This is a genomic window from Streptomyces sp. NPDC002446 (assembly GCF_053595675.1).
In genome coordinates, this window is record NZ_JBSFYC010000040.1 from 19,833 (window position 1) to 46,526 (window position 26,694).

A 26,694-nucleotide genomic window follows, 5' to 3' on the forward strand; every position below is an offset into this window, starting at 1 on the left:
TACGAACCACGAGGATTCGGGCCAGATATGACTGAGCGTCAGAAGGATCGTCCGTGGCTGATGCGGACCTACGCCGGGCACTCCACCGCCGAGGCGTCCAATGAGCTGTACCGGCGCAACCTCGCCAAGGGCCAGACCGGCCTGTCGGTCGCGTTCGACCTTCCGACGCAGACCGGCTACGACCCCGACCACATCCTCGCCCGCGGCGAGGTCGGCCGGGTCGGGGTCCCGGTGTCCCACCTCGGCGACATGCGGCGGCTGTTCCAGGACATCCCGCTGGACCAGATGAACACCTCGATGACCATCAACGCGACGGCGATGTGGCTGCTGGCGCTGTACCAGGTGGTCGCCGAGGAGCAGGGCGCCGACATCGCCAAGCTGTCGGGGACCACCCAGAACGACATCGTGAAGGAGTACCTCTCGCGCGGGACGCACGTCTTCCCGCCGGGGCCTTCGCTGCGGCTGACCACCGACATGATCACGTACACGGTCAACCACATCCCGAAGTGGAACCCGATCAACATCTGCAGCTACCACCTGCAGGAGGCGGGCGCCACTCCGGTCCAGGAGATCTCGTACGCGATGTCCACCGCGATCGCCGTGCTGGACGCGGTGTTCGCCTCCGGCCAGGTCCCCGAGGACCGCAAGGGCGATGTCGTCGCCCGGATCTCCTTCTTCGTGAACGCGGGCGTCCGCTTCGTCGAGGAGATGTGCAAGATGCGCGCCTTCGGCCGCATCTGGGACAAGATCACCCGCGAGCGGTACGGCATCGAGAACCCCAAGCAGCGCCGCTTCCGCTACGGCGTCCAGGTCAACTCGCTCGGGCTGACCGAGGCGCAGCCGGAGAACAACGTCCAGCGGATCGTGCTGGAGATGCTGGCCGTCACGCTCTCCAAGGACGCCCGCGCCCGCGCCGTCCAGCTCCCCGCCTGGAACGAGGCGCTGGGCCTGCCCCGCCCCTGGGACCAGCAGTGGTCGCTGCGCATCCAGCAGGTGCTGGCGCACGAGAGCGATCTGCTGGAGTACGAGGACATCTTCGCCGGCTCGCACGTCATCGAGGCGAAGGTGAACGACCTGGTCACCGACTGCCTCGCGGAGATCGAGCGGATCCAGGAGATGGGCGGCGCGATGGCCGCGGTGGAGTCCGGCTACCTCAAGTCGCAGCTGGTCTCCGCGCACGCCGAGCGGCGGGCCCGGATCGAGGCCGGCGAGGAGAAGATCGTCGGCGTCAACTGCTACGAGTCCACCGAGCCCAACCCGCTCACCGCGGACCTCGACACCGCCATCATGACGGTCGACCCGGCCAACGAGGCGCGCGTCGTGAAGGGCCTGCACGACTGGCGCGACAACCGCGACGAGTCGCGCGCCCAGGAGGCGCTGTCGGACCTGAAGAAGACCGCGGCGGGCGACGGCAACCTCTTCGCGGCCACCCTGGAGTGCGCGCGCGCCGGTGTGACGACCGGCGAGTGGGCCTGGGCGCTGCGGGACGTCTTCGGCGAGTTCCGGGCGCCCACGGGCGTCTCCAGCGCCCCCCTGGCGGTCGCCGCCGAGGAGGGCAGCCCGCTGGCGGCGGTCCGCGAGAAGGTCGCCAGGACCGCGGCCGAGGTGACGTCGGCGGACGGCTCCGCGAGCGGCGGCGGCAAGCTGCGGCTGCTGGTCGGCAAGCCCGGCCTGGACGGCCACAGCAACGGCGCCGAGCAGATCGCCGTACGGGCCAGGGACGCCGGGTTCGAGGTGATCTACCAGGGCATCCGGCTCACCCCGGAGCAGATCGTCTCGGCGGCGGTCGCCGAGGACGTGCACTGCGTCGGCCTGTCGATCCTGTCCGGCTCGCACGCCGAGCTGGTGCCGGAGGTGCTCAAACAGCTGCGCGACGCGGGCGCGGGCGACATCCCCGTCATCGTCGGCGGCATCATCCCCTCCGCCGACGCGACCGCGCTGCGGGAAGCCGGAGTGGCGGCGGTCTTCACCCCGAAGGACTTCGGTATCACGGAGATCATCGGCCGTATCGTCGACGAGATCCGGAACGCGAACCGGCTCGACCCCCTGGAGGTCCCGGCATGACCCCTCCCCCTCGGCTCCGTCCCCGGCGCTCCTGTCTCGCGGTCCCCGGCAGCAACCCGCGCTTCCTGGAGAAGGCCCAGGGCCTGCCCGCGGACCAGGTCTTCCTGGACCTGGAGGACGCCTGCGCCCCGCTCGCCAAGGAGGGCGCACGGCACACCATCGTCGATGCGCTGAACGGCGGCGACTGGACCGGCAAGACACGGGTCGTGCGGGTCAACGACTGGACGACGCACTGGACGTACCGGGACGTCATCACGGTCGTCGAGGGCGCAGGACAGAACCTCGACTGCATCATGCTGCCGAAGGTCCAGGACGCCCAGCAGGTCGTGGCGCTGGACCTCCTCCTCACCCAGATCGAGAAGACGATGGGTTTTGAGGTCGGCCGGATCGGCATCGAGGCGCAGATCGAGAACGCCAAGGGCCTGGTGAACGTCGATGAGATCGCCGGTGCCTCGCCGCGCCTGGAGACCATCATCTTCGGTCCGGCCGACTTCATGGCGTCGATCAACATGAAGTCCCTGGTGGTCGGCGAGCAGCCGCCCGGGTATGGCGCGGACGCCTATCACTACATTCTGATGCGCATCCTGATGGCGGCTCGGACCTACGATCTCCAGGCAATTGACGGTCCGTACCTTCAGATCAAGAACATTGACGGCTATCGCGAGGTGGCCGGCCGGGCCGCCGCGCTCGGCTTCGACGGCAAGTGGGTACTGCACCCGGGTCAGGTCGAGGCCGCCAATGAGGTGTTCTCACCCTCCCAGGAGGACTACGACCACGCCGAGCTGATCCTGGACGCCTACGAGTGGCACACCTCGGAGGCGGGCGGAGCCAAGGGTTCCGCGATGCTCGGTGACGAGATGATCGATGAGGCGAGCCGGAAGATGGCGCTGGTGATCGCCGGCAAGGGCCGGGCCGCCGGCATGGCCCGCACGTCCAAGTTCGAGGCCCCGGAGGCATAAGCACGATGCAGTTCGGCCGTACCTATGAAGAGTTCACCGTCGGCGATGTGTACAAGCACTGGCCGGGGAAAACCGTCACCGAATACGACGACCACCTCTTCTGCCTGCTCACGATGAATCATCACCCGCTGCACATGGACAGCAACTACGCGGAGCAGACCACCGACTTCGGAAAGAACGTCGTCGTCGGCAACTACATCTACTCGCTGCTGCTCGGCATGTCGGTGCCGGACGTCTCCGGAAAGGCCATCGCCAATCTGGAGATCGAGTCGCTGAAGCACGTGGCGCCGACCTTCCACGGCGACACGATCTACGGCGAGACGACGGTGCTCGACAAGACGCCCTCGAAGTCCAAGTCGGACCGCGGCATCGTGTACGTCGAGACCAAGGGCTACAAGCAGGACGGGACCCTGGTCTGCGTCTTCCGGCGCAAGGTGATGGTCCCCACGGCCACCTACATCAAGGAGCGCGGCGGCGAACAGCCCGGCCGCCCGGAGCTCAAGGCCCCGCCGGCCAAGAAGGAGAAGTAACCGCCATGAGCCGTCTTGCGCAGACCGAGGGCCTGACCGACATCCAGCGGGAAATCCTCTCCACCGTCCGCGACTTCGTGGACAAGGAGATCCTGCCGGTCGCCACGGAGCTGGAACACCGCGACGAATACCCGACGCAGATCGTCGAGGGCCTGAAGGAACTCGGCGTGTTCGGCCTGATGATTCCCGAGGAGTACGGCGGGCTGGGCGAGTCGCTGCTCACCTACGCGCTGACCGTCGAGGAGATCGCCCGCGGGTGGATGAGCGTCTCGGGCATCATCAACACCCACTTCATCGTGGCGTACATGCTCAAGCAGCACGGTACGCAGGAGCAGAAGGACTACTTCCTGCCGAAGATGGCGGCCGGTGAGATCCGGGGCGCCTTCTCGATGTCGGAGCCGGCGCTGGGCTCCGACGTGTCGGCCATCTCCTCCAAGGGCGTACGGGACGGCGAGGACTACGTCCTCACCGGCCAGAAGATGTGGCTGACAAACGGCGGCTCGTCCACCCTTGTGGCGGTGCTGTGCCGTACGGACGAGGGCCACCCGGAGGGCACCGCTCCGCACAAGTCGATGACGACCTTCCTCGTGGAGAAGGAGGCCGGGTTCGGTGAGGTGCGGCCCGGCCTGACCATCCCGGGCAAGATCGACAAGATGGGCTACAAGGGTGTCGACACCACCGAGCTGATCATGGACGGGCTGCGGATTCCGGCCGATCGGGTGCTCGGCGGCCAGACCGGGCGTGGCTTCTATCACATGATGGACGGCGTCGAGGTCGGCCGGGTCAATGTGGCCGCGCGGGGCTGCGGCGTCGCCCAGCGCGCCTTCGAGCTGGGCGTTTCCTATGCGCAGCAGCGACACACCTTCGGCAAGCCGATCGCCCAGCACCAGGCCATTCAGTTCAAATTGGCAGAAATGGCGACAAAGGTCGAAGCGGCCCATGCGATGATGGTTAATGCCGCTCGCAAAAAGGACTCGGGCCAGCGAAACGACCTCGAGGCGGGCATGGCGAAGTACCTGGCCTCCGAGTACTGCAAGGAGGTAGTGGAAGACGCGTTCCGCATCCATGGCGGTTACGGCTTCTCCAAGGAGTACGAGATCGAGCGCCTCTACCGCGAGGCCCCGATGCTCCTGATCGGTGAAGGTACCGCCGAGATCCAGAAAATGATCATTGGGCGCCGGCTACTCGAGGAGTACCGAATCCAGGGGTGAACGCCCCATTTAGGCTGGTTTGATCTAGACGAAGATCACACCCCGTCATGGTACTTCGGCCACGGATTGGCTCTGGCTCTTGGCCAGTTGCCGCTCGCAACCGATAGCATCCCCGGAAAGCCGCCGTCCCCCATACCCATATGCGGCATCCTCCGCTACGAAGGTCATCCATGCCCCACAGCCAATCCTCTGCACAACGCGACAGCCTGGCCGGCGTACGCCTCGCGCGCGGAGCGTCGCCGTGGCTCCTGCCGACCGTTGCCACGGCAGCGGTCAGCCTCGCCCGGTCCCGCCGTTCGGGTCGCTGGGCCGCCGTTGCCGTGCCCACCACCGCTCTGGCGGCGGGCATGCTGTGGTTCTTCCGCGACCCCGAGCGAGAGATCGCTCAGGGCCGGGTCATCTCTCCGGCGGACGGCGTGGTGCAGAGCATCATGCCGTGGAAGGACGGACGCACCCGCGTCGCGATCTTCATGAGCCCGCTGAACGTCCACGTCAACCGTGCGCCGCTGGCCGGCACGGTGACCTCCGTGGAGCACATCCCCGGCGGATTCGTTCCGGCGTTCAACAAGGAGAGCGAGAACAACGAGCGGGTCGTCTGGCACTTCGACACCGAGCTCGGCGACATCGAGATGGTGCAGATCGCCGGCGCGGTGGCCCGCCGTATCGTCCCCTACGTGCCCGAGGGCACCAAGGTGGAGCAGGGCGAGCGGATCGGTTTGATCCGTTTCGGCTCGCGCGTCGACGTCTACCTCCCGGAGGGCGTCGAGGTGGCGGTCGAGGTCGGCCAGGCCACCACCGCGGGGGTGACTCGCCTTGACCGTGATTGATCCTGAGACACAGGCGGGCTGGGCGCCCGAGACCGACGAAGACGAGGACGACATGCCGCTGTCCACGCGGCTGTCAATAGCGGACACCCTCACCCTCGGCAACGCGATCTGCGGCTTCATGGCGGTGTACTTCACCACCACCGGGGTCCTCATCCCGCACCTCACGGGGACCGAGGACGGCGGGATGGCGCGGCACAGCGCGGCCATGGCCGTGATCCTGATGCTGCTCGCGTCGGTCTTCGACCTCTTCGACGGGCTGGTGGCACGCAAGCTGCGGGCCTCGGCGATGGGGGCGGAGCTCGACAACCTCTCCGACCTGATCAGCTTCGGGCTGGCACCCGCGTACTTCGTGGTGACCTGGGGCATGGTCGCCCTCCAGAACGCGCACCAGCGGGTTTCCCTGGTGGCCGCGGTCGTCGTGCTGCTGGCGGTGGTGCTGCGGCTCGCGCGGTTCTCCTGCGTCACGCTGCGCGACGGGATCTTCCAGGGCATGCCGAGCCCCTTCGGCGCCCTGACCGTCGTCGCGATCGTGCTGCTGGAGCTGCCGTTCCTGCCGACGCTGCTGGCGATCATCGGGGTGGCCTGGCTGATGGTGAGCCGGGTCGAGTACCCCAAGCCGCGGGGACGGCTCGCGGTGGCGATGCTCAGCTGGATCGTGCTCAGCATGGGCATGCTGGCGGCCTGGGCGCTGGACGCCCCCGGCGGCCAGCTGCTGCTGCAGACCGGCTGCTCCCTGCAGGTGGTCCTGGGCGCGATGATCCCGCTGTTCGCGACGGCCCGGAGGGTCAACACCTTCCGCGACAACCGCCGCGAATCGCGCGCCGAGTCGCGCGCCGCGCAGCTGCCCTAGCGGACCGCACCACGACACACCACGCCGAGAGCCCCGAGCGAACCATTCGCTCGGGGCTCTCGGCGTTGTGTCAGGTGCGGCGGTTGCCGCCTCCGCCCTCAGACCAGGAAGTCGCGCGCCAGGTTCTCCGCCGCCCGCTCCAGCAGGGGGCCCGCCTCGGCCATACAGCGCGCCGGGTCGGACTCCAGGTCCGTGAGGGCGTAGGCGCGCTGGATGCCGGCCCGGCCCAGGGCCTCCTGCGGCAGCTGGAGCCGGCCGCAGACCGCGACCACGTCCAGGCCGGCCGCGCGGGCCGCGGCGGCGACCCCGGCCGGCGCCTTGCCGTGCAGCGTCTGCTCGTCCAGCGAACCCTCGCCGGTGATCACGAACGTGGCCCTGGCCAGCGCCGGCGCGAAGCCCAGCACATCGAGCATCACCTCGATGCCCGGCCGGAACTCCGCGTCCAGACCCACCAGCGCTCCGTAGCCGATACCGCCTGCCGCGCCCGCGCCGGGCGCCAGGGCGTGCTCCGCGGCCTTGGGGCCGACCGCGCGCTCCAGCACCTCGGCGTAGTGCGCCAGCGCGGCGTCCAGTACGGCCACGTCGTCCGCGCTCGCGCCCTTCTGGGGGCCGTAGACCGCCGGGGCGCCCTTGGGGCCCGTGAGGGGGTTGTCGACGTCGCTGGCGAGCACGATCCCGGTCGTGGCCAGCCGGGGGTCCAGGCCCGACAGGTCGGCCGTGGCGAGGTCGCGCAGCGGGCCGCCGCCGGGGGCGACCGGCTCGCCGTCCGCGTCCAGGAAGCGGGCGCCCAGCGCCGCGAGCATGCCCGCGCCGCCGTCGGTCGTGGCGCTGCCGCCGACGCCGAAGACGATGCTGGTCGCGCCCGCGTCCAGGGCCGCGAGCAGCAGCTCGCCGGTGCCGTACGTGGTGGCCGTCAGGGGGGCGAAGACACCCCCGGGGAGGTGCTGGAGGCCGGACGCCTCCGCCATCTCCACGACCGCGGTGCCGTCGTCGCGCAGCGCGAAGGTGGCCGTCACCGGCACGCCGGTGGGGCCGGTGACCCGCACCTCATGGCGGGTGAAACCGGCTGCGAGCGCCGCCGCGACCGTGCCGTCGCCGCCGTCCGCGACCGGGACGGCCGCCACGTCCAGATCGGGGACCACGCGCCGCAGACCGGCCGTGACGTGCTCGGCGACCTCGACGGCCGTGAGCGAACCCTTGAACTTGTCCGCGGCGATCAGCACATGTGCTGTGTGTGTCCTTGCTGCGTCCGCCACCGTGTTTCCCCTTGCTTTCGAACTGGCAGTCGCGCCGCTGTGACCTTATCCGGCGAGCGGCCCGGCGAACAGGGCGTTCCGGTCCGTGGCGCTCCCGGGCGCGCGGGAGCACACCCGCGAGGATCCGCCGGCCAGGGACCGGACTGCCCTAGGCTCGCGCCGTGACGACCACGGATTACGCCACGTACATCGCCGGACTGCCCCGTGTGCTCGCGGGTGCGGGAGCCGTCTTCCGCGATGCGGACGGCCGCATCCTGCTGGTGGAGCCCAACTACCGCGACACCTGGATCCTGCCGGGCGGCACCGTCGAATCGGACGCCGGTGAGTCGCCCCGCCAGGCAGCACGCCGGGAGACCGCCGAGGAGATCGGCCTGGACGTCGAGCTGGGCCCGCTGCTCGCCGTCGACTGGGTACGCGGGGAGGGGCGGCCGCCACTGGTGTCCTACCTCTTCGACGGCGGAGTGCTGGCCCCGGACCGGCTCGCCGCCATCCGGCTCCAGGAGGAGGAGCTGCTGTCCTGGCGCATGGTCCACTGGGACGAGGCCCAGACCCTCGTGAGCCGCCAGATGGCACTGCGCCTCGACGCCGCCCTCAAGTCCCTCGCAGCCGGCCGCGGACCGGCGGAGCTGGAGGATGGGGTGGCGCCGGCGGCGGGGGGTGCGGGGGGTGACGGCGGCGGGGGGTGACGGTGCTGATGGCGGGGCGGGGTGAGGTTAGTGGCGGGGGCTTGGGCGCGGCGGGGGTGGCGGGGACAGTGGGCGTGGCGGGGTGAGGTGGGGTGAGCAGCTGCTGGGAATATGCTTCGCGGCCGCCTCGTTGTGGCCCCGCAGGGGGCGCTGAAAACCCTTACGGGATGTGTTCCCATTCCCCCTAGGGTGGCTCCCCATGGAATACACCACCGCTCCTTCCGTGGAAGTGATCGCCGACAAGGCCGCGCAGGTGCCGGGAGTCATCGGGGTGATGCTCGGCGGGAGCCGTGCGCGGGGGACGCATCGAGCGGACTCCGACTGGGATCTGGGCCTCTACTACCGCGGCGAGCCCGATCTGGCCGGGTTGGCGGCGCTCGCCGCGGAGGTGGTCGGCGAACCCGTCGAGGTGTACGGGCCGGGCGCCTGGGGCGCATGGGTCAACGGCGGGGCCTGGCTCGTACTGCCGGACGGCAGCCATGTGGACTGGATCCTGCGGGATGCCGACCGGGTGCGGCGCGTGTGGGACGAGTGCCGCGCGGGCCGTTTCGAGATCGGTGTCCAGGCCGGTCATCCGCTCGGCTTCTGGTCGCCCGCCTACCCGGGCGAGGTGGCGCTGGGGCGGGTCCTCTCCGACACCGACGGGGAGCTGGCGCGCCTGAAGGAAGCGACTCAGGACTATCCGGAGGCACTTCGCGCTGCGCTGACCGGTGCCGCGGTGTGGGACGCGGGGTTCTCGGTGGCGATGGCGGGCAAGTCGTACGCGGCACAGGACGTCCTGCATGCGGCCCTGTGCCTGTCCCGGGCGGTCGGCTATCTCGTCCAGGCCCTCTATGCGCACCACGGAGTCTGGTGCCTCAACGAGAAGGGCGCGCTGGCGGGGGCCGCGGCCCTGCCGGAAACGCCGTCCGGTTTCGCGGACCGCGCCGCCGCTCTGCTTGCCCGGCTGGGGCGTACGGAGGAGGAGTTGGGGCGCACGCTCGCGGAGTCGGAGCGGCTGGTGGCCGACGTACGCGCGGTGGTGGGCGGCTAGCGCGGGGCTCTCCGCGGGGCCTCGTCGGGCGGTGGGCGGCTAGCGTGGGCCTCTCCGCGGGGCTTTCGGACGAGCCGGGCCCGTGGCGGTCCGGCGACGCGGCCCACGGTGCGCTGCCCGCCTAGCCTTGGACGCACCCCAGCGCCGCCGCCACCGCGACCACCGTGATCACCAAGAGGACGCCGGCGCCGTAGCACAGCCCCATCCTGATCTCCCGCTTGGCGCGCAGGGCGAGATACGCCGTCAGAAAGGGCAGCAGGACGGGGACGAGGAGCGCCAGGTGCCACTGCTGGTGAAAGATCGCCAGGGCGATGAGCAGCGGTGGCATCAGCAGTGTGCCGAACGCCGCATACAGGACGCGGTTCAGGAACCGCTCCATCGTGGCCACGTCGGCGTCATAGAGAAATCCCACGACCGCTCTGCACCTCTTCTCTTCCCCTTCTCTTCCTCACTGCCGCCGGCACATCGTATTGCTGAGACAGCAGGCCATACGGTCGGAGGGGTCAGCGGCTGATGCCGACCGCATGGCCGTAGGTCCGCGGATCGTTGACGAAATCGAGCATGGCGCGGGCCACGTCGGCACGGGTGATGACGGCGCCGGCCGGTCCGGCCTCGACGGCATGGCGGTACCGGCCCTCTCCCAGCTTGTCGAGCAGGCGGGGCGGGCGTACCGCGGTCCAGTCGAGGTCGCTGTCGCGCAGGACGGCCTCCATACGCGCCAGATCGGTGTACAGCTCCTTGAGCACCGCCCACAGCAGGGGCCCGAACACCCGGTGGGCGAGGAACGGCTGGCCGGCGCCGGTGCAGTTGAGCGGACCGGCGCTGACGACGAGCAGGCGCCGTACGCCGGTCGCGGTCATCGCCTCGACCACCGCGCGGGCCGAGGTGGAAGCGGGCCGCTGCGGGTCGTGTCGGCCGAGCTGGCCGATGCCGGAGAGCACCGCGTCGGCGCCGTCGACCACCGCCTTGACGGAGGTGGCGTCGAGTGCGTCCGTGCGGATGACCGTCAGGCGGTCGTGCCGTTCGGTCAGCTTCTCCGGGCTGCGGAGGGCGGCAGTCACTTCGTGCCCGTTCGCCAGGGCCTGGGTGACGAGCTGACGGCCGACTCCGCCGGACGCGCCGAGGACGGTGAGTTTCATGATCGCTCCCGGGGAGACGAAAACGCTGACGGGAAGGGTGAGTGAGCACTTACCAACCAGTGTGGGTGAGTGTTCACTCACCTGTCAATGTAGACTCGGCGCATGACCCGAGACGCCGCCGCTCCCCTGACCGGAGGCGCCCTGACGCGCTCCCGCATCCTCGATGCCGCCGCCACGCTGATGACGACCGTGGGCCTGACCCGTACGACGACCAAGCAGATCGCCCGGGAGGCCGGTTGCTCCGAAGCGGCTCTCTACAAGCACTTCCGGAACAAGGAAGAGATCTTCGTGAGGGTGCTGCACGAGCGCGCACCGCAGTTCTCGGACGCGCTGGAGCGGCTGCCGCAGCGGGCGGGCGACGAGCGGGGCCCGGCTTGGCATCTGAAGGAGGTGGCGCTGGCCGCCGTACGCTTCTACCGCCGTGCGTTCCCGATCGCCGCGTCGCTCTTCGCCAGCCCCGAGCTGCTGGAGACACACCGCCGCAGGCTGCACGAACTCGGCACCGACGGGCCGCAGAACGCCACCCAGCACCTGGCCGCGTATCTCGAGGCCGAGCAGGCGCTGGGCCGGATCTCGGCCGGTATCGATCCGCACGCGGCGGCCATCCTGCTCATCGGGGCCTGTTTCCACCGTGCCTTTCTCGACCTGTTCTTCGACTCCGAGGCGCCGCCCGGTGCGCTGCGCCCGGAGAGCGAGGAGGACTTCGCGGCCGAGACGGTACGGGCCCTGGTCGATGGCCTCGGGCCGGTGGGTGGGGCTTAGCCCTACCGGTGGGTGGGCTAAGCCCTGAGAGCGGGTGGGGCTAAGCCCTAGGTGCGGGTGGGGGCTTGGCCCTGAGAGCGGGTGGGGGCTTCGCCGTAAGGGAGGGGCGAACGCATCCCGTAGGGGATGCGAGGGCCCCTTGCGGGCCTCAACAAGGCGGGGTGGGAAGGTATTTCCGGGCGGCCGGTGATCTCCGCCGCGAACCGTGCGGGCCGTGCGAGCCGCGCGAGCCGTGCGAACCGTCAACCGCAGGCCTCCGCCGGGAACAGTGTGTCCTGTGTCTGTTCGAAGGCGAGCAGGCGGCGTTTGCGGTCCAGGCCGCCGCCGTAGCCGGTGAGGCTGCCGTCGGCGCCGACGACGCGGTGGCAGGGGACGATGATGCCGACCGGGTTGCGCCCGTTGGCCAGTCCCACCGCGCGGGCCGCCGACGGGGTGCCGAGCCGCTTGGCGAGCTGCCCGTACGAGAGCGTCTCGCCGTACGGGATGGTGCACAGTTCAGCCCAGACACGGCGCTGGAAGGGCGTGCCGCGCAGGGCGAGGGGCACGTCGAAGGTGGTCAGCTCGCCCCGGAAATAGGCCTGGAGCTGGGCGATGGCGGTGGCGAACGGCGGCTCGTCGGGGCCGGCCGGGCTCCCGAAAGTCTCCTGGGGCGGGCGGTGGCGCTGGTCGGTCATGTAGAGGCCGGTGAGTGCGGCGCCGGCGGCTACGAGGGTGAGGGGTCCCACCGGGGTGTCATTGAGGACGGTGTGGGTGAGGACAGCGGGGGTGGTGTCGGTGCGGGGGACGTTGGGGCTGGGGGCGTCGGAGCTAGGGGAGTCGGCGCGAGAGGCGTCGGCGCGAGAGACGTGAGCGTGGGGAGCCGGGGGCTCGGCGGCCTCGGCGGCCTTGGGGCTGTGAACGGTCATGGCTGCAGGCTCAGTTCGTCGGGAGGTGGTTGATGGGGTGGTCGTCGGTCGCCCAGAGGTACTGGACGGCGTAGGCACGCCAGGGGCGCCAGCGTGCGGAGTGCCGGACGAGGGCCGCGGGGGTGTGCGGCAGGCCGAGGCCGGCGGCGGCGCGGCGCAGTCCGAGGTCGGTGGGGGTGAAGGCGTCCGGGTCGCCGAGGCCGCGCATGGCGATGCATTCGACGGTCCAGGGCCCGATGCCGGGCAGCGCCGCGAGCTGTGCGCGGGCCGCGTCCCGGTCGCTGCCCACACCCAGTTGCAGCGCGCCGGAGCCGAGGGCGGCGATGACGCCGGTGAGCGTGGCGCGGCGGGTACGGGGCATGGCCAGCGACTCGGGGTCGAGCTCGGCGAGCGCGGCGGCGGACGGAAAGAGGTGGCTGAGGCCGCCGCCGGGGTCGTCGACCCGCTCGCCGTGGGCGCGGACCAGTCGTCCGGCGTGGGTACGGGCGGCCGCGGTGGAGATCTGCTGGCCGAGGACCGCGCGGAGGGCGAATTCACCGGCGTCGACGGTGCGCGGGACCCGGCGGCCGGGCGCCTTGTCGACCAGCGGCGCCAGTTGCGGGTCAGCGCGCAGCAGCCCGTCGACCGCCTCCGGGTCCGCGTCGAGGTCGAGCAGTCGGCGGCAGCGGGCGATGGCACCGGCCAGATCGCGCAGGTCGGTGAGGGCGAGCCGGCAGTCGATGTGGTCCGGCCGGGGGGCCAGTGCGACGATGCCGTGCCCGTAGGGGAGGCTCAGGGTGCGGCGGTAGGCGCCGTCCCGCCACTCCTCGACGCCGGGGACAGCGGTCGCAGCGAGGTGCCCGAAGAGGTTGTCGGGGTTCAGCGGCTGCCGGAAGGGCAGTCGCAGCGCGAGCGTGCCGGGCAGCGCGGCGTGCGGGCCGGGCCTGGCGCGCTGCCGCAGTTCGGTCGGGGAGAGCGCGAAGACCTCCCGTACGGTCTCGTTGAAGGTGCGGATGCTGGCGAATCCGGCGGCGAAGGCCACCTCGGCCATCGGCAGGGCGGTGGTCTCCACCAGGAGCCGGGCGGTCTGTGCGCGCTGGGCGCGGGCCAGGGCGAGCGGTCCGGCGCCCAGCTCGGCGAGCAGCTGCCGCTCGATCTGCCGGGTGCTGTAGCCGAGGCGGGCGGCGAGGCCGGGGACGCCCTCGCGGTCGACGATGCCGTCGGCGATCAGCCGCATGGCGCGGGCGACGAGGTCGGCCCGCTCGTCCCACTGCGGCGAGCCGGGGCTGGCGTCCGGGCGGCAGCGCTTGCAGGCGCGGAACCCGGCCTGCTGGGCGGCGGCCGCGCTCGGGTAGAACCGCATGTTCTGGGGCTTGGGCGGCACCACGGGGCAGCTGGGGCGGCAGTAGATGCGGGTCGTGAGGACGGCCGTGTAGAACCAGCCGTCGAAGCGGGCATCCTTGGACTGCACGGCGCGCAGACAGCGCTCGGTGTCGGTGTGCATGACCTCAGGATTGCTCAGCGGGCGGCTCCGGGCTGGCGAGAATCCGACATCAACGTCGGGCGACCAGGGATGCCGCAGGTCACCCGCCGTCACCCGGCCTCCGCTGCGGACTCCGCTGCGTACCCTCGGATGCTTCCCCCTGCCCCGCGAACCGATCGAGCGCCCCTATCACCGCCTCCTTCGTCGTACGGCTCCCCTTGTGCCCCGCGTCATCGATCACGATCAGCTCGGCGTCGGGCCAGGCGCAGGCCAGTTCCCAGGCGGTGTGTACGGGTGAGCCCAGGTCCTGGCGGCCGTGGATGAGCACCCCGGGGATACCGGCCAGCTTCCCGGCGTCGCGCAGCAGAGCGCCCTCCTCCAGCCAGGCGCCGTGCGAGAAGTAGTGCGAGCAGATCCGTACCAGGGCGAGGCGCGCCTTCGACGGCCGGTCGCCGTAGGGGTTGGCCGAGCCGGACGGCTCCAGGGAGAGCACCGCGTCCTCCCAGGCGCACCAGTCGGCGGTGGCCCGCTCCCGTACCGCCGGGTCGGGGTCCGCCGTCAGGCGTGCGTACGCGCCGACGATGTCGCCGTCCCGGTCCGTGCCGGGCGCGCCGGCGAGGAAGCGCTCCCACTCCTCGGGGAAGAACCGGCCGACGCCCCGGTAGAGCCAGTCGGTCTCCGAGCGGCGGGTCGTGGTGACGCCGGGGATGACGATCTCCGACACCCGCTCGGGGTGGCGTTGCGCATACGCGAGGATCAGCGTCGAGCCCCAGGATCCGCCGAACAGCAGCCAGCGGTCGATGCCCAGGTGGCCGCGCAATCGCTCCATGTCGGCGAGCAGATGGCGGGTGGTGTTGTGCCGCAGGTCCGTGGCCGGGTCGCTCGCGTGCGGGGTGCTGCGCCCGCAGCCGCGCTGGTCGAAGAGGACGAGGCGGTAGCGGTCCGGGTCGAAGTACCGCCGCGCCCTGGTGGTGCACCCCGACCCCGGTCCGCCGTGGACGACCAGTGCGGGTTTGCCTTGCGGGTTGCCGCAGGCCTCCCAGTACACGAGGTTGCCGTCGCCGACGTCGAGCATGCCGGTGTCATACGGCTCGATCGGCGGATAGAGCTCACGGGCCGTTTCTTCAGGGGGTGTTGACGTCTGTGCTGTTGATGTCTGTGCTGTTGACGTCTGTGCTGCGACCATGACCCCAGGGTGTCATGGGGGTCTGACACCTGGCCTTCGTCCGACCGGCCGGCCGTGGCGTCCCCTGTCCGTGAGCGCCCGTCAGCTCTCGGCCAGGGCCGTCTCGTACGCCTCGCGGGCGCGGTCGTCGAAGACGACGAAGCGGATCTCGTCGAAGGTGTCGGGGGAGGCGGCGACCGCGGCGCGTACGGTGGCGACGGCGGTGCGGGCGCCGTCGGCGATCGGCCAGCGGTAGACGCCGGTGGAGATGGCGGGGAAGGCGACGGTGCGGGCGCCCAGTCCGGCGGCCACCCGGAGCGACTGTTCGTAGCAGGAGACGAGCAGGCCGGTGCGGTCCTCGGTTTCGGAGTGCACGGGCCCGACGGTGTGGATCACCCAGCGCGCGGGCAGCCGGCCGGCGGTGGTCGCGACGGCCTGGCCGGTGGGGAGGCCGCGCCCGTACTGCGCGGCGCGCAGGGCGCGGCACTCGGCCAGGATCTCCGGGCCGCCGCGCCGGTGGATCGCGCCGTCCACTCCCCCGCCGCCCAGGAGCGAGGAGTTGGCGGCGTTGACCACGGCGTCCACGGTCTGTTCGGTGATGTCGCCCTGGACCAGGGTGAGGGAGGTGCCTTTGGTGCTCATGGTTTCCGAGGGTAGAGCCTGTCCGCGGCCGGTTTGCCGGACAGGCCCGGTACGGGTCCTCGGCGCGGCCGGTCGGGTCAGCGCCGGCCCGCCCGCAACCGCTGCCAGGCGCGCTGTCGCCCCCTCAGCGACGGCTCGCCCGCAACCGGCGCCACACCGTCTTCGCCGCATAGTGCCCGGACATGCCGTGTACCCCGGGGCCGGGCGGGGTGGCCTGGGAGCAGAGGAAGACGGCGGGGTGGGCGGTTTCGTAGGGGACGCGGGCGAGCTTGGGGCGGATCAGGAGGCGCAGGCCGGCCGCGGAGCCGGTGGCGGTGTCTCCGCCGACGTAGTTGGCGTTGCGGGCGGCGAGTTGCGGTGGTCCGGCGACCGCGCGGGCGAGCACGAGGTCGCGGAAGCCGGGGGCGAAGCGCTCGATCTGCCGCTCGACGACGTCGGTCGCGTCGCCCTCCCAGCCGTTGGGGACGTGCCCGTACGCCCAGAAGACGTGCTTGCCCTCGGGGGCGCGGGTGGGGTCGATCAGGCTGGGCTGAGCGGTGATCAGGAAGGGTACGGAGGGGTCCTGGCCGTGGGTGGCGGCGTGCAGCGCGGCGGCGATCTCGCCGCTGGTGGGGCCGATGTGGACGGTGCCGGCGCGGTGGGCCTCCTTGGCGGTCCAGGGCACCGGGCCGGACAGCGCGTAATCGATCTTGAAAACGCTGGGGCCGTACTTGACGTCGCGATAGGCGTTGCCCAGTCCCGCGATCCGGGCCAGCGCGGTCGGGGACGTGTCGAAAATATACGCCCGCGCCGGCGGCAGGTCGTCCAGGCGCTTGACCTCGAAGTCGGTGTGCACCGCTCCGCCGTGGGCGCGCAGCAGGCCGGCGAGGGCGTCGGAGATGGCCTGGGAGCCGCCGCGCGCCACCGGCCAGCCCTTGGCGTGCGCGGCGAGCGCGAACATCAGGGCGATGCCGGAGGTGCCGATGCCGCTGAGCGGGGCGATGGCGTGCGCGCCGAGGCCCGCCATCAGTGCGCGGGCCTTCTCGTCCTGGAAGCGGCGGTTGAGGAGGGTGACCGGCTGCGCCGCGACCAGGCCGAAGCGGGCGTACGTCAGCGGGTCGGTGGGCAGGCCGAGCCACTGGGTGCGCAGGAAGTCCTGCGCCATGGCCTCCCACTTGCCGATGAACGGCGCGACCAGCCGGCGGTATGTGCCGGCGTCGCGCGGGCCGAAGGACATCGCCGTCTCGCCGACGGAGTGGGCGAGCACGGCGGCCGTACCGTCCGGGAACGGATGCGCCATCGGGAGGTCCGGGTGCAGCCATTCGAGGCCGTAGCGCTCCAGCGGCATCTTGGCGAAGGCGGGCGAGCCCACGCCCGTCGGGTGCACCGCCGAGCAGGGATCGTGGCGGAAACCGGGGAGGGTGAGCTCCTCGGTACGGGCACCTCCGCCGATGGTGTCGCGGGCCTCGAAGACCTCGACGGACATGCCGCGGCGGGCCAGTTCGACGGCCGCCGTCAGGCCATTGGGTCCTGCCCCGATCACCACGGCATCGAGCATCCTCGGCACCTGCGCCACTCCCCTCGTGTCCGACCCTCGTCGGTGAGGATCAGTTGGCGGCCGCCAGCAGTCCGAGGATACGCCGCGCGGTTTCGGCGTCACGTGCCGCCGTGAAGGGCAGCGCATTGCCGCCTTCGATACGGAACGGCTGCCCGGCGATCGTGCCGCTGGCGCCGCCCGCCTCATGGACCAGCAGCAGCCCGGCGGCGTGGTCCCAGGCGTTCTCCCAGCTGAAGGCCGTGGCGTCGAGCTCGCCGCGGGCTATGTGCAGATACTCCAGGCCCGCCGAACCGCAGGGCCGCGGGGCTATGCCGCCGGTCTCCAGCGCGGCCAGCACGCGCTTCTGGTCGTCGTTGGTGAAGTCGTAGTGGGAGATGGCGACATCGAGGACCGCGTCCGGGGCGGGGCTGCCGGCGTCGAGCGGTACGCCGTTGAGCCGGGCGCCGGCGCCGCGGCGGGCGACCGCCATCAGGCCGAGCGCGGGGGCGTACGTCCAGGAGGCCAGCACCTCGCCCCGGTGGGCGAGCGCGACGAGGGTGGCGAAGCCGGGGTCGCCGTGCACGAACTGGCGGGTGCCGTCGACCGGGTCGACGATCCAGACGGGGGCGTCGCCGTGCAGGGCGTCGAGCACGCCGGGGTCGGCGTGCACCGCCTCCTCGCCGACCACCCGGGAGCCGGGCAGCAGGGCCGTGAGCGCGGCGGTGAGGTGCTCCTCGGCGCGCCGGTCGGCGATGGTGACGAGGTCGTGCGGGCCGTTCTTCTCGACGATGTCCTCGACGGCGAGCTGACGGAAGCGCGGCATGATCTCGTCGGCCGCGGCACAGCGGACGGCGGCTTCGACGGCCGCCAGGTCCAGCCCGGAGAGGTCCGGCGAGAAGGTCATCGCGGGGGCATCGGTGATGTTCGTGGTCACTCCCGGATCTTGGGTGCGAAGTGCTTCGATCATGTGTCCATGGAAACATGAGCCACTGACACCGCGGCTGGACCGCAGGTGAACTCCGGGTGCCATGGAGGGCACGCCGAGGTGGCCCGGGCCGCCGGCCCTTCAGCGCCCGACCGCGTACCCCTGCATCCCCCGGGGATTGGCCCCCGCGGAGAGCACCCCGCTCTCCGGGTCCCGGGCCACCGCGCACAGCCGCCCCTCGGACCAGGGGTCACCCACCGTGACGAGGTGCCCACGCCGCCGCAGCCCGTCGATGACCCCGTCGCCGATCCGGGACTCCACGGTCACGCTGCCCGGCCGCATCCCGCGCGGGAAGAACGAGCCCGGGAAGGAGTCCTGGTGCCAGTTCGGGGCGTCGATGGCGCCCTGCAGGTCGAGCCCGCCGCGGACCGCCGCGCGCAGCGCCACCGCCAGGAAGAAGTGGACCTGCCACTGGTCCTGCTGATCACCGCCGGGCGTGCCGAAGGCCATGACCGGGACGCCGTCGCGCAGCGCGAGGGACGGGGTGAGGGTGGTGCGGGGGCGCCGGCCGGGGGTGAGGGAGTTGGGCAGGCCCTCCTCCAGCCAGGCCATCTGCAGCCGGCTGCCGAGCGGGAAGCCGAGGGCGGGGACGACGGGGTTGGACTGCAGCCAGCCGCCGGAGGGCGTAGCGGAGACCAGGTTGCCCCAGCGGTCGACGACGTCGATGTGGCAGGTGTCGCCCCGGGTGCCGCCGTTGTGTCCGACGGTCGGCTCGCCCGCGCCGCTGCCGGAGATCCCCAGGGGGTCGAAGACGGCTTCGCCGTCCGCGACCGCCGTCGCGTGCTTGCTCAGCCGCGGGGTCCGCCCGTCGGGGCTGCCGGGCCGCAGCTCGTACGAGGCGCGCTCGCCGATCAGCGCCCGCCGGGCGGTGTTGTACCGGTCGCTCAGCAGGGCGTCGAGCGGTACGTCGGCGGCGTCCCCGTACCAGGCCTCCCGGTCCGCCATCGCCAGCTTGCTGCCCTCGATGAGCAGATGCACGTACTCGGGGCTGCCGTATGCCGGCAACTCCTCGGGCAGCAGGGCGAGTTGCTGCAGAAAGGCGGGCCCCTGGCACCAGCCGCCCGCCTTGGCGACGGTCCATCCGTGCCACTCGTAGGTGGCGGGCGCTTCGTAGGTGGCGGAGAAGGCGGCCAGATCGTCTCCGGTGAGCGTGCCGGCGTGCCGTTCACCCGAGGTGTCCATGGCGGGGCGGGCCGCGAATGCGGCGAGCGCCTCGCCGATGAAGCCCTCGCGCCAGATGCGGCGGGCGGCGTCGATCTGCGCCGTCCGCCCGGCCGAAGCGGCCTCGGCCTCCGCGATCAGCCGGCGCCAGGTGGCCGCCAGCCGCTGGTTGCGGAGCAGCCCGCCGGGGGCGACGGGCTTGCCGTGCGGGAGGTATATCTCGGCGGAGGAGGTCCACTCCGTCTCGAACAGCTCGCGGACCGCCTCGATGGTCTCGCCGATCCGCTCGACGGCGGGGTGGCCGTGCTCGGCGTATCCGATGGCGTACCGCAGCACCTCGGCGAGGGTCTTGGTCCCGTGGTCGCGCAGCAGCAGCATCCAGGCGTCGAACGCGCCGGGGACCGCGGCGGCGAGCGGCCCGCTGCCGGGCACCAGGTCGAGCCCGAGCGAGGTGTAGTGCGCCACGCTCGCACCGGCCGGCGCCGGGCCCTGGCCGCACAGCACGCGCACCGGTCCGTCCGCGGGCGCCAGGATGATCGGCACCTCGCCCGCGGGCCCGTTCAGATGCGGCTCCACCACATGCAGCACGAACCCGGCCGCCACCGCCGCGTCATAGGCGTTTCCGCCGTCCTCCAGCACGGCCATCGCGGACTGGGAGGCGAGCCAGTGCGTGGTGGCGGCCATCCCGAAGGTGCCTTGCAGGGTGGGGCGGGTGGTGAACACGGGCAGCTCCTGATCCGACGCGGGGTCACAGTGACGCGTGGGGCGATCGTGTGTACGTATCCCCTCGTACCCTGCTTCCCGCGGCCTCGCACCGGACTGCCAGAAAACTGACAGGACGTCGTCCTGCGCGCTGCGTACGCTCGCACCATGACCGGCACCGACCAGCCCCGCGACCGATCCGACCAGCCGCACGACCGCGCCGGCCGGACGTCCCGCCGCCCCCTCGTCGCGATCCTGAGCGGCGCCGGGATCTCCACGGACTCCGGAATTCCGGACTACCGCGGGCCGAACGGTTTGTGGCGGCGCGACCCGGAGGCCGAGAAGCTGGTCACCTATGACGCGTATATGAGCGACCCGGAGATCCGGCGGCGGTCGTGGCGCATGCGGCAGGAGAGTCCGGCTTTCCGGGCGAAGCCGAACGCCGCCCATGAGGCGGTGACCCGCCTGGAACGGTCCGGGACGCCGGTGCGGGTGATCACACAGAACGTCGACGGACTGCATCAGCTCGCCGGCCTGCCCGAGCGCAAGGTGCTCGAACTGCACGGCACGGCACGGGCCGTCGTCTGCACCCGCTGTCACGCCCGGTCGTCGATGCGGGAGGCGCTGGCGCGGGTGGCCGCGGGGGAGCCCGATCCGCCGTGTCTGGTGTGCGGCGGGATTCTGAAGTCGGCGACGGTGATGTTCGGCGAGCGGCTCGATCCGCAGGTGCTGGGTACGGCGCTGGGCGTGGCCAAGGCCGCCGAGGTCTTCGTCGCGGTCGGCACCACGCTCCAGGTGCAGCCGGCGGCTTCGCTCGCCGGGGTGGCCGCCGAGCACGGCGCGCGGCTGATCATCGTCAATGCCGAGCCGACGCCGTACGACGCGCTGGCCGCCGAGGTGATCCGCGAGCCGATCGGCAGTGCGCTGCCCGCGCTGCTCGCGGAACTGGCGGACCCTTCCTGAGCCCTCGTCAGGAACGTTCGGCCCCGCGGGAATTCGCCGCCACACGTTCGGCCGTGCTCAGCGCGACATCGGAAACCAGGCTATGCATCATGATCGCATGATCACTAAAAGGATGAATCGCCCGAAGAGGAACGTCCCGCGGCTGCTGGCCGCTACCGCCGCCCTGGGCGTCGCGCTGGCGACCGGGCCGGCGACGGCCGCATCCGCCCTGGCCGCGACGCCCGACGCGAAGACCCCGAAGACCACGCCCGCCGGGGTCCCGACCGGTGGCGAAGACGACGAATGCCTCCTCGGTCTGGTCTGCATCTGAGGGACGTCCCGGGTGATCACGAGACCTGACACCGGTCACCCGGGCGCAGAAAGCAGAGGGCCGCACCCCGGACGGGGTGCGGCCCTCTGCCGTGGGTGCTTATGCCGGCCAGCCGCCGTACGGCACGGTGATGAGCTCCATGGCATGGCCCGCCGGGTCCATGAAGTAGACGCCGCGGCCGCCGTCGTTGTGGTTGATCGCACCCGGCTGCTGCCGGTGCGGATCGGCGTAGTGCTCGATGCCGAGCCGCCTGATCCGCGCGTATGCCGCGTCGAACTCCTCCTCGGAGACCAGGAAGGCGTAGTGCTGCATGGCGATGTGGTCCGCGGGGATGGTGGCGAAGTCCAGCGTGACGCCGTTGCTCAGGCTGACCGCGATGAACGGGCCCCACTCCGCGGTGATCTCAAGGCCCATCAGATCCGCGAAGAACTGCGCGGACTCCCGGTTGTCCCGGGCGTGGACGATCGTGTGGTTCAACTCAACTGACAAGGAATGCCTCCGAAGGCATCTCCCGACACCTCCATGCCTCACCCGACCGGTGACCGACACGCGATGTCGCCGTCGATCCTAGCGCCCGGCTCCGACATGAGCCGGCGGGGTCGGCCTCCGCCGCAACGCCGTCGGCGAGTGGTGGCAACCCGCCATTGCGGTGAGATCGCACCTCCTTGAGTTTTCGATCACCAGGAGTCGCGTACCTAGACGGGGGAAAAACCGATTGAAAGGAATGGATACATGCGTATTCGTACCGCGCTCGCTGCGACCGTCCTGGCCGGGATCTCCGTGCTCGGCGGGGCCGGTGCCGCACTCGCGGCCGGCCCCGGGCCAGGCGACTACGGGAGCAGCTCCGGCGACTACACCAACGGCGCCGGCGCCGGCGACCAGAACCGCTGGGGCGCCGGCCCGAACACCGCAGGCGGCTACAGCATGCCCGAAGCGGGCGGCAACACGGGCAGTGCCAGCGGAAACGGCAACGCGGGCATGCCCGGCGGAGACGCCAGCGGAAGCATGCCCGGCGACACCGCCAAGGGCGTGCCCGGCGGGAACGAGGGCGCGGGCGCTCTCGGATTCTGACCTCCGGCCGGCCCGTTCCGCCTGCTCGCGGGACGGACGGGCCGGCCGGCCGCCCTGGTACGCGGGGTCAGGCGAACGCGGGGATGATCTCCGCTCCGTAGGCGTCGATGGTGGCCTCCCTGGCGTCGTGCATGGCGTAGACCGCGAACTGGTCGACGCCCAGCTCCTTGAGCGCCCGCAGCTTGTCGATGTGCGCGGCGGCCGGGCCGAGCAGGCAGAAGCGGTCGACGATGGCGTCCGGCACGAAGACGGTGTCGGGGTTGTCCGCCCGGCCGTGGTGGGAGTAGTCGTAGCCCTTGCGGGCCTTGATGTAGTCGGTGAGCTCGTCGGGGACCATCCCGGAGTGCTCGCCGTAGCGGGCGACGAGGTCGGCGACGTGGTTGCCGACCATCCCGCCGAACCAGCGGCACTGCTCGCGGGCGTGGTCGAGGTCGTCGCCCACGTAGGCGGGTGCGGCGACACAGATCGTGACGGCGGACGGGTCGCGTCCGGCGTCCGCCGCGGCCTGCCGTACGGCCTTGATCATCCACTCGGTGAGGAAGGGGTCGGCGAGCTGGAGGATGAAGCCGTCGGCCAGCCGTCCCGCCATGGCGAGCGCCTTGGGGCCGTACGCGGCCATCCAGACCGGGAGTTTGCCGTTCTTGATCCAGGGGATCCGGATGCGGTGGCCGCCGACCTCCGCCTCCCGGCCCTCGGCGAGGTCGCGGATGGCGCCGATCGCCTCCCCCAGCCGGGCCAGGGTGTTGGGCGGCCGCCCGGCCACCCGCATCGCGGAGTCGCCGCGGCCGATCCCGCAGACCGTGCGGTTGCCGTACATCTCGTTGAGGGTGGCGAAGGTGGAGGCGGTGACCTCGGGGGTGCGGGTGGAGGGGTTGGTGACCATCGGGCCGACGATCAGGCGCTCGGTGTGTTCCAGGACGCGGCTGTAGATGACGAAGGGTTCCTGCCACAGCACGGCCGAGTCGAAGGTCCAGCCGTAGCGGAAGCCGTTGCGCTCGGCGCGGCGCATCAGGGCCACGACGGCGGAGGCGGGCGGGTCGGCCTGCAGGACAACTCCGAAGTCCACAGCGCGCTCCTTAGAAGAGATCCTTGACGAGGTCGCCGGGTTGGGGGGCGGCGGCCGTTAGATGAGGTACTGACAGGTGCCGCGCGGGATGTACTGTCCGTGTCCCGCGCGACCGGTGAACTCCCGCTGGTCGATGACGAGTTCACCCCGCGAGAGAACGGTCTCGACCCGTCCGGTGAGCCGTTTTCCCTCGTACGCCGAGTAGTCGACGTTCATGTGGTGGGTCTCGGCCGAGACGGTCTGCTCGGCGGTGGGGTCGTAGATGACGAGGTCGGCGTCGGCGCCGGGGGCGATGGTGCCCTTCTTCGGGTAGAGGCCGAACATCCGGGCCGGGGTGGCGCAGGCGATCTCGATCCAGCGGCGGCGGCTGATGCGGCCCTCCACGACTCCCTGGTGGAGGAGGTCCATCCGGTTCTCGATGCCGGGCATACCGTTGGGGATCTTGGAGAAGTCGCCGCGGCCGAGCTCCTTCTGCCCCTGGAAGCAGAAGGGGCAGTGGTCGGTGGAGACGACCTGGAGGTCGTTGGTGCGCAGCCCGCGCCACAGCGCCGCCTGGTGCTCGCGGGGCCGCAGCGGTGTGGAGCAGACGTACTTGGCGCCCTCGAAGATGGCCTGCGGACGCTGCCCCCGGGTGACGGTCTGCGGCCGGCCCTTCCACAGCAAGCCGTGTCGCACCTTGTGCAGCGAAGCCTCGAAGGCGACACGTGGTGGCACCACTCTCGATTTCTTCTTCGGCCGTGGGAAGTGGATTTCGATGCGTGACCACTGCTCGTCGGTGAGCGGCGGGGGAACGAGGCGTTGGTTGTCACTGAACCAGGCTTCGAAAGGACAACCCTCGTTACGGAGGTTGCCCGGGACATCACTGGTCACCTCTATTCGGACATCGAGGAGGTCGAGGAGCTCGCACTTCTTGTCGAGCGACAGGTGGTCCAGCTGCGGGCGCATCTGCCAGGCGAGTTCCAGGACTTCTTTGACTCCGGTCCTTCTGCTGCCGGGCCTCAAGGAACCATTCCGTGGCATCGTCGCACATCACACGGAAGTGCTGTTCCTTCTCCCTGAGCTCCTCCTTCACCTCTGCGATGGCCGCTTGGAGGTCCGCGTCCGTTGCGGTGTCGTCGCCTTCATCGGCAGCCACCACCGCTGCGAGTGCGACGAGTTTCTTCTTGCTCATGCGACGGGTCTCTTCGATCTGGGCATCCACATCAGCGATGCGCTCACGGTACGCCTCCACCGTGTTCGGGACGTCGCCCAGCCACTCTTCGGCGAGCCGTCTGAGTTTCTCCTGGTCTCCGAGGATTTTCGTGATCTCCACCCATACCGCGTCTTCGAGCGGCCTGGCCAAAACCTCCTGGCAGCCGCACGGGTGCGCGGCGCGGTGACCGGTACAGCAATAGGTCGCCCGATTGCGGGTCTCGCGGTACGTGCCCACATGATGGTGTCCGCACAGCCCGTGGACACGACCGGTCAGGAGGTATCCCTTTTCCGTGGCCTTGCTGAAAGAGCGGCCCGTGAGGGCCCTGCGCACCTGCTCGACTCTTTCCGGCAGCAAGGGGACAGGAACGGGGATCCGAACGGTTTCTCCGTAGAGGGGCTGGCCATCGGTCCCACGTCGGACGGCACTGCCTCGGGGATGCTCGGTGTTGCGGTAGATGATGTAGCCGTCGAGTGCCGTCTGGCTGAAGGTGCGGATCAGATTGGCGCCGGTCCACGGGAGACCGCGCGCTGTGGTGAAGCCAAGCGCGTTGAGTCCTCTTGCCGCCTCTTCAGCGCTACGGCGTTCGTCCACGATGAGACGTGCCGCCGCCTCCAGCAGTCGGACACCCTCCTCGCGGAGCGTCGGAGGCTCGGTCGATCCCTTTCCCGCGGGTTCCAGCCAGAACGGCAGCACGCCTCCCGGCCATCCTCCGGCCGAGAGCTTCTTCTCACGGCCCCCATGGTGCGATCAAGGACCTTCGCGTGTTCAAGTTCGGCCATGTAGGCGAGGAGGCCGAGTTGGATGCCGAACATCTCGTCGTCGCTGTCGATGCGGCCGTCAGCGGTGGCAACGCGGACGTTCTGGTCGGTGGTGTCATAGACCCAGCGGTGAATGTCCTTCATCGTCCGACCGATACGGTCGAGTTTCCCGAACACGACAATATCGAAACACCCCGCCAGGACATCGGAGTTGAGGGGCGTTCAGGTCGCGCCGTTGCGTCAACTTTCCCGAGACGCCGCCATCCGTGCATACCTCGAACGTGTACTTACCTTTTCCGATCTTGTAGTCGAGCCATGCTTTGCACTCATCCAGCCGAACTTCAAGGCCGTAGCCTTTGAGCTGTTTGACGGTAGAGACTCCCAGGTAAATGGCAACCTGAACAGGCCCGACTCTCCCGTCTCTCCCATCTCTACGCACGCTCGCGCCAGTCACAGTACGTCGATGCATACATTCTTCCCCTGAGCGCATGAATCCCCAACGCACTATTGCCGTCGGGGCGAACCGCAGCCACACCCTATTAGAAGAAATAGAGGCATCCGCTACCCTTTAGGTTCCTCATTTTGACACCCCATACCCCTTTTCGATATTCGCGAAAAGAATTGACGCCAAGCGCATCCGCGTTGCCGGTCCGAAGGTCCGCGGTGTCCAGCTCACGGTGATGATCTGTCGATGCCCATCGCCGGACGTGCGGAGAGGTGGCTCGTCCACCTCTCACTGGTCGCCACCTCCGATATCGCGAGTGGCGTGATGAGGCGCAGTCGGGAGCGTCATCGGTGCACTCCCGGGCGAACTCCGGCGACGCGGTCACCCAGCTCGGCCTGGACACCAACGTCCAGGCCGGCGGTGGTGTGGAGCGTGCCGCTGGCGGGAGGGTCAGTGACGCTCATGCCGACGCCGCTGGGTGCAGGTCGGCGGCCAGGTGAGTCAGTGGCGAGCCACCTGCGAGCCACCGCCGATCCAGTACCGGGCGGGGCGGTGCTCTCCATAGGCATGGCCCGGAAATTCTTTGTGTTCGATTCTCGGACGATGGACCACCGGGGTGGTGCTGGTCATGCGGGGCGGGCCGGTGGCGGGCCATCGCACATGCCGGGCCAGCAGCCGAGCGGTCGCCCGGCGTTGGCACGCGGGCGGTCCGTGGGTGGCACGGAGCGGTGAGAGGGCTTGCGGCGACAGTGATCGCCACTCCCCCGCAAGGAGCTACACCCACGGTGTGCCGGTGCCCACCAGCACGCCGCAGGCGCTCTCCATGGGGCCGGGGCCGGGCCGGATACGGGGACGCCCTCGCCGTGACCGTCATCGTCCGGACGAGGCAATCAGCCGGTCACCCAGCGGGCGCACAACGAAAATTCACCCGCCGAACGACGGCTGCTGCTGCCCACTGGCCATCCTGCTCACGCCCGGACAGCGGGATGATGCCCCGCAGTTACGGCTGCCGGCCCCCACAGCCCTGCACA

At 70.6% G+C, this 26,694-nt stretch carries 25 protein-coding genes and 2 pseudogenes; 12 read left to right on the forward strand and 15 right to left on the reverse strand.

Annotated elements, in window-relative coordinates; translation table 11 throughout:
* Positions 1-27 precede the first annotated feature (27 nt).
* The 6 genes from ACWD6P_RS22450 (at position 28) to pssA (ending at position 6,441) form a co-directional block, all read left to right on the forward strand.
* A complete protein-coding gene (locus ACWD6P_RS22450; RefSeq protein WP_451445916.1) occupies positions 28-2,064 on the forward strand; it encodes a protein meaA in 2,037 nt (678 codons plus the stop codon).
* Positions 2,061-3,023: an HpcH/HpaI aldolase/citrate lyase family protein gene (locus ACWD6P_RS22455; protein WP_451445917.1), complete on the forward strand. Its 963-nt coding sequence runs from the start codon at positions 2,061-2,063 to the stop codon at positions 3,021-3,023. The genes ACWD6P_RS22450 and ACWD6P_RS22455 overlap by 4 nt, the downstream gene beginning before the upstream one ends.
* A 5-nt stretch (positions 3,024-3,028) precedes the next feature.
* A complete protein-coding gene (locus ACWD6P_RS22460) occupies positions 3,029-3,553 on the forward strand; it encodes a MaoC family dehydratase (RefSeq protein ID WP_451445918.1) in 525 nt (174 codons plus the stop codon).
* A 5-nt stretch (positions 3,554-3,558) separates the two neighbouring features.
* A complete protein-coding gene (locus ACWD6P_RS22465; RefSeq protein WP_451445919.1) occupies positions 3,559-4,764 on the forward strand; it encodes an acyl-CoA dehydrogenase family protein in 1,206 nt (401 codons plus the stop codon).
* A gap of 170 nt (positions 4,765-4,934) precedes the next feature.
* Positions 4,935-5,591: a phosphatidylserine decarboxylase gene (locus ACWD6P_RS22470; RefSeq protein WP_451445920.1), complete on the forward strand. Its 657-nt coding sequence runs from the start codon at positions 4,935-4,937 to the stop codon at positions 5,589-5,591.
* A complete protein-coding gene (gene pssA / locus ACWD6P_RS22475) occupies positions 5,578-6,441 on the forward strand; it encodes a CDP-diacylglycerol--serine O-phosphatidyltransferase (RefSeq protein WP_451445921.1) in 864 nt (287 codons plus the stop codon). The genes ACWD6P_RS22470 and pssA overlap by 14 nt, the downstream gene beginning before the upstream one ends.
* A gap of 98 nt (positions 6,442-6,539) precedes the next feature.
* On the opposite strand, the gene ACWD6P_RS22480 is transcribed toward pssA, so the two are convergent.
* Entirely contained in the window at positions 6,540-7,664 is a 1,125-nt protein-coding gene (locus ACWD6P_RS22480) for a glycerate kinase (protein ID WP_451445955.1), read from the reverse strand.
* Between the two features lie 194 nt (positions 7,665-7,858).
* Here ACWD6P_RS22480 and ACWD6P_RS22485 point away from each other — a divergent pair, with 194 nt between their 5' ends.
* Together ACWD6P_RS22485 and ACWD6P_RS22490 are read left to right on the forward strand one after the other, a co-directional pair.
* On the forward strand, positions 7,859-8,383 hold the full coding sequence (locus ACWD6P_RS22485; RefSeq protein ID WP_451445922.1) for an NUDIX domain-containing protein: 525 nt from the start codon (positions 7,859-7,861) through the stop codon (positions 8,381-8,383).
* Positions 8,384-8,582: 199 nt separating this feature from the next.
* Complete coding sequence (locus ACWD6P_RS22490) at positions 8,583-9,416, forward strand: nucleotidyltransferase domain-containing protein (RefSeq protein WP_451445923.1); 834 nt, start codon at positions 8,583-8,585, stop codon at positions 9,414-9,416.
* Between the two features lie 121 nt (positions 9,417-9,537).
* On the opposite strand, the gene ACWD6P_RS22495 is transcribed toward ACWD6P_RS22490, so the two are convergent.
* Complete coding sequence (locus ACWD6P_RS22495) at positions 9,538-9,828, reverse strand: hypothetical protein (protein ID WP_451445924.1); 291 nt, start codon at positions 9,826-9,828, stop codon at positions 9,538-9,540.
* 91 nt (positions 9,829-9,919) lie between these two features.
* The gene (locus ACWD6P_RS22500; RefSeq protein ID WP_451445925.1) at positions 9,920-10,555 is read right to left on the reverse strand and encodes an NAD(P)-dependent oxidoreductase; all 636 of its coding nucleotides are present in this window, start codon (positions 10,553-10,555) and stop codon (positions 9,920-9,922) included.
* A gap of 102 nt (positions 10,556-10,657) precedes the next feature.
* Between ACWD6P_RS22500 and ACWD6P_RS22505 the strand changes: the two genes are divergently transcribed.
* Entirely contained in the window at positions 10,658-11,317 is a 660-nt protein-coding gene (locus ACWD6P_RS22505) for a TetR/AcrR family transcriptional regulator (RefSeq protein WP_451445926.1), read from the forward strand.
* A gap of 242 nt (positions 11,318-11,559) precedes the next feature.
* Here ACWD6P_RS22505 and ACWD6P_RS22510 read toward each other — a convergent pair whose 3' ends face one another.
* The 7 genes from ACWD6P_RS22510 to ACWD6P_RS22540 all read right to left on the reverse strand — a co-directional run bounded on the left by ACWD6P_RS22510 (position 11,560) and on the right by ACWD6P_RS22540 (position 19,876).
* Complete coding sequence (locus ACWD6P_RS22510; RefSeq protein ID WP_451445956.1) at positions 11,560-12,042, reverse strand: methylated-DNA--[protein]-cysteine S-methyltransferase; 483 nt, start codon at positions 12,040-12,042, stop codon at positions 11,560-11,562.
* 190 nt (positions 12,043-12,232) lie between these two features.
* On the reverse strand, positions 12,233-13,705 hold the full coding sequence (locus tag ACWD6P_RS22515; RefSeq protein ID WP_451445927.1) for an AlkA N-terminal domain-containing protein: 1,473 nt from the start codon (positions 13,703-13,705) through the stop codon (positions 12,233-12,235).
* A gap of 79 nt (positions 13,706-13,784) precedes the next feature.
* On the reverse strand, positions 13,785-14,870 hold the full coding sequence (gene pip, locus ACWD6P_RS22520) for a prolyl aminopeptidase (protein ID WP_451445928.1): 1,086 nt from the start codon (positions 14,868-14,870) through the stop codon (positions 13,785-13,787).
* A gap of 81 nt (positions 14,871-14,951) precedes the next feature.
* The gene (locus tag ACWD6P_RS22525) at positions 14,952-15,491 is read right to left on the reverse strand and encodes an O-acetyl-ADP-ribose deacetylase (RefSeq protein ID WP_451445929.1); all 540 of its coding nucleotides are present in this window, start codon (positions 15,489-15,491) and stop codon (positions 14,952-14,954) included.
* Between the two features lie 124 nt (positions 15,492-15,615).
* Entirely contained in the window at positions 15,616-17,028 is a 1,413-nt protein-coding gene (locus ACWD6P_RS22530) for a phytoene desaturase family protein (RefSeq protein WP_451445930.1), read from the reverse strand.
* 49 nt (positions 17,029-17,077) lie between these two features.
* The gene (locus ACWD6P_RS22535; RefSeq protein ID WP_451445957.1) at positions 17,078-17,911 is read right to left on the reverse strand and encodes an inositol monophosphatase family protein; all 834 of its coding nucleotides are present in this window, start codon (positions 17,909-17,911) and stop codon (positions 17,078-17,080) included.
* 162 nt (positions 17,912-18,073) lie between these two features.
* On the reverse strand, positions 18,074-19,876 hold the full coding sequence (locus tag ACWD6P_RS22540) for a gamma-glutamyltransferase family protein (protein ID WP_451445931.1): 1,803 nt from the start codon (positions 19,874-19,876) through the stop codon (positions 18,074-18,076).
* A gap of 147 nt (positions 19,877-20,023) precedes the next feature.
* Between ACWD6P_RS22540 and ACWD6P_RS22545 the strand changes: the two genes are divergently transcribed.
* Both ACWD6P_RS22545 and ACWD6P_RS22550 read left to right on the forward strand, forming a co-directional pair.
* A complete protein-coding gene (locus ACWD6P_RS22545) occupies positions 20,024-20,818 on the forward strand; it encodes an SIR2 family NAD-dependent protein deacylase (protein ID WP_451445932.1) in 795 nt (264 codons plus the stop codon).
* 97 nt (positions 20,819-20,915) lie between these two features.
* The gene (locus ACWD6P_RS22550; RefSeq protein ID WP_451445933.1) at positions 20,916-21,128 is read left to right on the forward strand and encodes a hypothetical protein; all 213 of its coding nucleotides are present in this window, start codon (positions 20,916-20,918) and stop codon (positions 21,126-21,128) included.
* Between the two features lie 99 nt (positions 21,129-21,227).
* Here the strand turns inward: ACWD6P_RS22550 and ACWD6P_RS22555 are convergent, their stop codons facing one another.
* Positions 21,228-21,617 (reverse strand): VOC family protein, encoded by a 390-nt coding sequence (locus tag ACWD6P_RS22555; protein ID WP_451445934.1) that lies wholly within the window; start codon positions 21,615-21,617, stop codon positions 21,228-21,230.
* A gap of 243 nt (positions 21,618-21,860) precedes the next feature.
* Between ACWD6P_RS22555 and ACWD6P_RS22560 the strand changes: the two genes are divergently transcribed.
* Complete coding sequence (locus tag ACWD6P_RS22560; protein ID WP_451445935.1) at positions 21,861-22,199, forward strand: hypothetical protein; 339 nt, start codon at positions 21,861-21,863, stop codon at positions 22,197-22,199.
* 67 nt (positions 22,200-22,266) lie between these two features.
* Here the strand turns inward: ACWD6P_RS22560 and ACWD6P_RS22565 are convergent, their stop codons facing one another.
* The 4 genes and pseudogenes from ACWD6P_RS22565 to ACWD6P_RS22580 all read right to left on the reverse strand — a co-directional run.
* Positions 22,267-23,265, reverse strand: a complete 999-nt coding sequence (locus tag ACWD6P_RS22565) for a TIGR03842 family LLM class F420-dependent oxidoreductase (RefSeq protein WP_451445936.1) — start codon at positions 23,263-23,265, stop codon at positions 22,267-22,269.
* A gap of 57 nt (positions 23,266-23,322) precedes the next feature.
* A pseudogene (locus ACWD6P_RS22570) lies at positions 23,323-23,871 on the reverse strand (amidohydrolase family protein); the annotation flags it as partial.
* A 253-nt stretch (positions 23,872-24,124) separates the two neighbouring features.
* Complete coding sequence (locus tag ACWD6P_RS22575; RefSeq protein WP_451445937.1) at positions 24,125-25,153, reverse strand: hypothetical protein; 1,029 nt, start codon at positions 25,151-25,153, stop codon at positions 24,125-24,127.
* Positions 25,154-25,194: 41 nt separating this feature from the next.
* Positions 25,195-25,419 (reverse strand): annotated as a pseudogene (locus tag ACWD6P_RS22580) (recombinase family protein); the annotation flags it as partial.
* Positions 25,420-26,694: the final 1,275 nt, after the last annotated feature.